At 66.4% G+C, this 6,051-nt stretch carries 6 protein-coding genes and 1 tRNA gene; 3 read left to right on the top strand and 4 right to left on the bottom strand.

Annotated elements, in window-relative coordinates; genetic code table 11:
* Positions 1-106: 106 nt before the first annotated feature.
* From Y705_RS0106280 to tmk, 4 genes are all read right to left on the bottom strand, one after another.
* Positions 107-182 (bottom strand) — tRNA-Thr (locus tag Y705_RS0106280).
* 85 nt (positions 183-267) lie between these two features.
* Positions 268-1,848 carry an alpha/beta hydrolase gene (locus tag Y705_RS0106275; protein ID WP_026532236.1) on the bottom strand — a complete coding sequence of 527 codons (1,581 nt, stop codon included), beginning with the start codon at positions 1,846-1,848 and terminating at the stop codon, positions 268-270.
* On the bottom strand, positions 1,845-3,008 hold the full coding sequence (locus tag Y705_RS0106270; RefSeq protein WP_026532235.1) for a DNA polymerase III subunit delta': 1,164 nt from the start codon (positions 3,006-3,008) through the stop codon (positions 1,845-1,847). The genes Y705_RS0106275 and Y705_RS0106270 overlap by 4 nt, the downstream gene beginning before the upstream one ends.
* Positions 3,005-3,652 carry a dTMP kinase gene (tmk, locus tag Y705_RS0106265; RefSeq protein WP_026532234.1) on the bottom strand — a complete coding sequence of 216 codons (648 nt, stop codon included), beginning with the start codon at positions 3,650-3,652 and terminating at the stop codon, positions 3,005-3,007. The genes Y705_RS0106270 and tmk overlap by 4 nt, the downstream gene beginning before the upstream one ends.
* Before the next feature lie 111 nt (positions 3,653-3,763).
* On the opposite strand from tmk, the gene Y705_RS21775 reads away from it, so the two are divergent.
* From Y705_RS21775 to Y705_RS17880, 3 genes are all read left to right on the top strand, one after another.
* Positions 3,764-4,048, top strand: a complete 285-nt coding sequence (locus tag Y705_RS21775) for a type II toxin-antitoxin system VapB family antitoxin (protein WP_155849958.1) — start codon at positions 3,764-3,766, stop codon at positions 4,046-4,048.
* A gap of 220 nt (positions 4,049-4,268) precedes the next feature.
* The gene (locus Y705_RS21160) at positions 4,269-4,775 is read left to right on the top strand and encodes a cupredoxin domain-containing protein (protein ID WP_081737841.1); all 507 of its coding nucleotides are present in this window, start codon (positions 4,269-4,271) and stop codon (positions 4,773-4,775) included.
* 329 nt (positions 4,776-5,104) lie between these two features.
* A complete protein-coding gene (locus Y705_RS17880) occupies positions 5,105-5,560 on the top strand; it encodes a cupredoxin domain-containing protein (protein ID WP_155849957.1) in 456 nt (151 codons plus the stop codon).
* The last annotated feature ends 491 nt before the right edge of the window (positions 5,561-6,051 follow it).

Here is a 6,051-nt window from a genome sequence, read left to right as displayed (position 1 = left end):
CCTATGGCGGCCAAATTCGAAAAATAGCCGCCATAACCGCTTAATCAGCGGGGGGTTGGGCGCGCGCATGAAAAACCCCCGGCCGCGAGCGGTCCGGGGGTTTTGTTGGGGCCTCCTGCCAGAGTCGAACTGGCGACCTTCTCATTACGAGTGAGACGCTCTACCGACTGAGCTAAGGAGGCATGCTTCATGATTCGGAAATTTCCGGGAGGTCAATCCACAAGGAATAACTGTATAAGAGCATGAGCCTGCTGGTCAAAGCGGGACTCAGCAGCGCACACCGTCCTCCGGCACTGTTCCGTTCTCGAAGTAGGAATCCACAATGTCGCCGATGCAGTCGTTCGAGCGCCCGTAGGCCGTGTGGCCCTCGCCCTCCCACGTAACATGCACCGCCGATTCCAATTGGTCAGCCAGGGCGAGCGACCATTCATAGGGAGTGGCGGGATCTCCCGTCGTCCCGATGACGAGGATCGGCTCAGCCCCGGCGGCACTGACCGGCGCCGGTTCGAGCACCGGGCCGTAGGCCCAGGGCGCGCATGTCACCCCGCCGTAGGCGAGGAGGGACCCGAACGTGGGGGACGCAGCTACGAGTTCCTCCTCGTCCTCGGCCATCTGCGCCGGATCCGACGTCATCGGGTAGTCCAGGCAGTTGATGGCCAGGAAGGCCTCGGTGGCATTCGTGGCGTATGTTCCATCCGGGCTGCGCTCCGCGGCGAGGTCCGCGAGGTAGAGCATGTCGCTGACGTCGCCGTTCAGCGCGCTCTCCACCGCGGTGGTCAGAGTGGGCCAGTTGGCGTTGTCGTAGAGCGGAAGGATGAAGCCCTGGACAAAGGTGCCGATGGTGACCAGCCGCCCGTCCTCCGCACGTTGCGGCTCCTCCTCGATCGAGGCGAACAGGGCCTGCACCGCGGCGACCCCCTCGTCGACGGTTCCCGGTAGCGGACATTCGTCGCCCGACTGGCAGTCCGCCACATACGCCCGGAGTGCCTCTTCGAACGCCGCCGCCTGCCCCAGCGTCACCTGCTCGCTGGTGAGTGACGGGTCGATGGCGCCGTCGAGCACCATGCGGCCCACCCGGTCAGGAAAGAGTTCTGCGTAGGTCGCGCCCAGTTGGGTCCCGTAGGAGAATCCGAGGAAGTTCAGTTGCGGATCATTCACGACGGCCCGCAGGATGTCCATGTCCCGCGCTGCGCTCTCGGTGTCGACGAAGCCCAGCAGTTCGCCGGTCCGCTCCGCGCAGAGGTCGGCGAAGATCCGGGCGTCCTCGACCAGGAGGGCCAGTGCTTCCTCGTCGGTGGCGCCGGCCGGGATGAACTGCTCGCGCGCCACATCCTTCTCGGCATCGGTGCGGCACTCGACCGCGCTGGAGCGGTTCACACCGCGCGGATCGAAGCCGACGACGTCGTACGCTTCCCGCAGGGTGTCGCTCGTGACGAATTCCACTGCGTTCTTCACGATGTTGTATCCCGATGCGCCGGGCCCGCCCGGGTTCACGAGGATGGTGCCCTGGGCCTCGCCGCTGGCGTCGGAGCGGATCGCCGCGATCTCGATGGTGTCCCGCCCCGGGTCGCTGTAGTCCAGGGGCACCTCCACCGTGGCGCACGCGAACTCCTCCTCGCACGGCTCCCACACCACCTGCTGGCTGTAGAACGGTTCCAGCTCACCGGGCACCTCACCCACCACGGTGGGGTCGGCGCTGGCGGCCCCCGTCTCTGGTGGGTCGCTGTCCTGGCCGGGGAACAGCGAGCACCCCGACAGGGCGAGCGCGAGCGCCGAGGCGGCAGCGAGCGGGCCCCAACGACGACGACGGCGGGGCGGAGCGGGGATGCCGCCCGGTACGGATTTCATCGCGCAAGGTCCTTTCGGGACAGAAGGCTGACGGCCATGGCTTCGATGGCGAGGAGCGGGGACACGTTGGTGCTGACGAGCCGCGTCCGCACCTCGTTGATGGCCTCGATATGCAAGAGCGTGTCCTCGGCGCTGCCGTCGCCGGCGAACGCTTCGAGGTCGGGACGGAGCGGCTCGTTGACGAGCTCCCGCGGGCTGGACAGCTGGAGCATGAGGACGTCCCGGTAGAACGAGATGAGGTCGGTCAGCGCCCGGTCGAAGTAGTCGTTCTTCGACCGCTTGGCCCGCCGCGTCTGATCCTCCTCCAGGCGCTTGACCTGCGCCCGCATCGACGGCGGGAGCGTGCCCGTCTCGGGGGCGCCGAGTGCGGTCAGCAGGGCCGCGCGTTCCTGTGCGTCCCGCTGCTCGAAGGAGCTCTGTGCCTCCGCTTCGGCCAGCTTCACGAGATCGGCGGCCGCCTTCATGGCGCCGGACACCGAGTGCAGCGTGAGGGGAAGCCGGACAATCTGGTTGCGGCGCTCGCGGGCGCCGTCGTCGGTGGCGAGGCGTCGTGCCACGCCGATGTGGCTCTGGGCGGCGCGTGCTGCCGCCTCCGCCGTCGCCGGGTCGATGCCGTCACGGGCCACCAGCAGTTCGGCGACGTCTCGGACCGGCGGGAGGCGCAGGCTCACCGAGCGGCAGCGGGACCGGATGGTGACCAGCACATCTCCCGGGCTCGGCGCGCACAGCAGCCATACAGTGCGGGGCGGAGGCTCCTCGATGGCCTTAAGTAACACATTGGTGCTGCGCTCCTGCATGCGGTCGGCATCCTCGACCACGATCACCCGCCAGCGCCCGGTGGAGGGCTTGTCCTGCGCCTTGCGGACCAGCTCGCGGGCCTCATCGATGGTGATCGTCACTTTCTCGGTGGTGACGTTGGTGAGGTCGGCATGCGATCCTGCCAGCACCGTCCGGCAGGCCTTGCACGTCCCACAGCCGCGTTCCTCGAGCGCTTCGCGGTCGCAGAGCAGGGCGGCGGCGAAGGCCCTCGCCGCGTTGGAGCGCCCGGAGCCGGGCGGGCCGGTAAAGAGCCACGCGTGGGTGGGGGCGCCGGACTGCGATGCACGCTTGAGCTGCTCGACGACGGATTCCTGCCCCCGCAGGTCGGACCAGACGCTCACGAAAGCCGCTCCAGGACGGCGTCGAGGATCTGCCCGCCGAGCTGGTCCCTCTCCTCGTCGGCGGGCAGCACCAGGTAACGGTCTGCGCTTCTTTCGGCAAGCTGGAGGAACTGCGTCCGGATGCGCTCGTGGAACGGATCCGGTTCGGCTTCCATGCGGTCCTCCGTGGCGTTCAGCGCGGTCCGGCGGTTGCGTCCCTCTGCGGGCTCCACATCGAGCAGGACCGTCAGGTCGGGCCGCAGCCCGGCCACGGCCCACAGGTTCACATCGAGGACGGCCTGCGCCCCGAGCTCACGCCCCGCACCCTGATAGGCAACCGAGGAGTCGACATAGCGGTCGCAGACGACGACGGCGCCGCGCGCCAGCGCGGGCAGGATCACCTGCGCTACGTGGGCGGCCCGTGAGGCCGCGAAGAGAAGGGCTTCGGTGCGTGCATCGATCTCTCCCTGGCCGTGTTCGAGGACGAGGCTGCGGAGCTTCTCACCCACGGGGGTCCCACCCGGCTCACGCGTGCGGATCACCGGAATGCCCGCTGCCCCCAGGAATTCGCACAGGAGGGAGGCCTGGGTCGATTTTCCGGCGCCGTCGCCGCCTTCGAAGGCAACGAAGAGCCCGGGCAGGCCGTGGCGTTTCTCGGGAGTCACGCTTCAAGCGTACCGAGTGACGGTGACAGATCGTCCCACGCCTTAGTCGCGCGGGCGAGGACTGCATCGAATTGAAGATTGGCTGGTGACGATTCTGGTGATGGAGGAAACATGCGAACCACGGTTACCCTGGTCGCGGAAGCGCAGCGACTCACCCAGATTTCGGAGCGCAGCGCGCTCCTGCGTGAGGCACTTACCGCCCTCGTCGCACGGGAGCATGCCCGCCGTCTCGCTCTGCTCGGTAGCTCGGATCCGAATGCTTCTGCGGGCAGCCGTCGCCGTCCAGCTGGGAGACTGGCAGGGACAGGCACGCGGCACCCGGCAGCAACACTGGGAGCGACGGTGCCCAGATTCTCGTCGCTGTCGGAGGCGAAGGGCTGTTCGAACACGATGTAATGGACAACCCCTTGCATGAAGCACTTATCGAGTCCTTCCCCAGAGTGGATCAGGGCCGGTTCCCGCTGCCTTCAGAACCCGGCGTCGCCTTCACCCCGCACATCGAGCAAGCGCCGAAGTGGCTTGTAGGCAGGCACAGCTTTCAGCCTTGAACACAGTGCCTCCTACTGGTGCCCCGAAAACGTTGCCTTCCCTAAGCGCCTCGCCGGAGGGTTCCATCATGATGACCAGCAGAAAAGTTCTCAGCGTAGCTTTCACCGCAGCCCTGATCGGGGGTGCAAGCCTCGGATCCGTCGGCGTCGCTGTCGCCGCTTCCGGCCCGGTCTCCCAGGCAGTACCGGCGATGACCACCAGCCAGATGACCATCAGCATCGACGACTTCGTTTACTCAGGGCCAGGCACAGTCAACCCAGGTGGCGAGATCACCGTGACGAACAACGACACCGAAGTCCATACGGTCACCGCCGATGATGGTTCCTTCGATATCACCATCCCCGGCGGGACCAGTGCTACTTTCACTGCCCCGAGCGGTGCCGGGAGTTACGGGTTCTTCTGCAAATTCCACGGCAACATGGTCGGCACCCTCACCGTCGGNCGGAGCCGAAGCCATGGCACCGGCCCCCACCACACCCGCGACACCAGCGCCGGCCCCAGAGGCCGCGAAGCCCGGCAGCGCGGGGCACAGCGGGATGGACCAGATGGGGGCTGTGCCCAGGGGCGGCGCTGACACGGGAGCGATGAGCGAAAGCACCAGCGAGGGATCAACGATCATCGCTCTGGGTGGGGGGCTGGTTCTCCTGGCCGCAGCCGGTGGCACCTACGCCGTCCGCCGTTACAACCACACCAACTAAGCAGCCCGACAAATCACCATCGGCGGTCCACCATCCACGTTTGACGGGCTCATTATTTTTGGGGAGAGACCATGAAGGTACGTTATGGAATATCAGCTTTGATGCTCGCCGCGGCCCTGACGGGCGTCACGGCTTGCGGGTCCAGCGCTGAGCCCAGTGGCTCGGAGGCGACCAGCGCGGCAAGCGAGCTTTTGGAGGCACGATCATGAAGGTACGTTACGGAATATCAGCGATAATGCTTGCCGGGCTTCTCACCGGAACCGCCGCCTGCGGTTCCGAGACTGGCCCAAGCAGCTCCGAGGCGACCACGGCGCCCAGTGAAGCCGCGGCACCGGAATCCGCGGCCGCGACCACTGGAGCCGCCGGAGCCTCCGCCACGGGCTCGGCTTCTGCGGAAGAGGCCCCCGCGGAGGAGGTCATGATCACCATCACGGACTTCGAATACGAGATGCCCGAATCTATCGCCCCGGGTGCGATGGTGACCGTGGTCAATGAAGACAGTGCCCCGCACACGGTCACCGCGGAAGATGATGGCGGGTTCGACGAACGATCATCGCTCTGGGTGGGGGACTGGTTCTCCTGGCCGCCGCCGGTGGCACCTACGCCGTCCGTCGCCAAAGCAGCAACAACTGATTCGACCGAGCCTTTGTCGGGGCCGTGAAATCACATTTTTCCACCGCGGTTTTACGGCCCTCACATCGTTCGTTCCGGTACCGGAACGGGCGCGGACACGGTGCGGGACAGCACGATCAACAGGGTGTGACGGCCCCGCCGAAAACTGCGTAACAATCCCTTACCTACCCATCACTCGATAGTTCATTCTTTTGGAGGCACGATCATGAAGGTACGTTACGGAATATCAGCGATAATGCTTGCCGGGCTTCTCACCGGAACCGCCGCCTGCGGTTCCGAGACTGGCCCAAGCAGCTCCGAGGCGACCACGGCGCCCAGTGAAGCCGCGGCACCGGAATCCGCGGCCGCGACCACTGGAGCCGCCGGAGCCTCCGCCACGGGCTCGGCTTCTGCGGAAGAGGCCCCCGCGGAGGAGGTCATGATCACCATCACGGACTTCGAATACGAGATGCCCGAATCTATCGCCCCGGGTGCGATGGTGACCGTGGTCAATGAAGACAGTGCCCCGCACACGGTCAC

This window comes from Arthrobacter sp. H41, assembly GCF_000520535.1.
Taxonomy (GTDB): Bacteria; Actinomycetota; Actinomycetes; order Actinomycetales; family Micrococcaceae; genus Arthrobacter_D.
This window is presented reverse-complemented; position numbering and strand designations above follow the sequence as displayed.

Coding starts and splice junctions, on each gene's coding strand:
- Y705_RS0106275 (WP_026532236.1), bottom strand. CDS start 1,848: ATGAAATCCGTACCGGGCGGCATCCCCGCTCCGCCCCGCCGTCGTCGT.
- Y705_RS21775 (WP_155849958.1), top strand. CDS start 3,764: ATGCGAACCACGGTTACCCTGGTCGCGGAAGCGCAGCGACTCACCCAG.
- Y705_RS17880 (WP_155849957.1), top strand. CDS start 5,105: ATGAAGGTACGTTACGGAATATCAGCGATAATGCTTGCCGGGCTTCTC.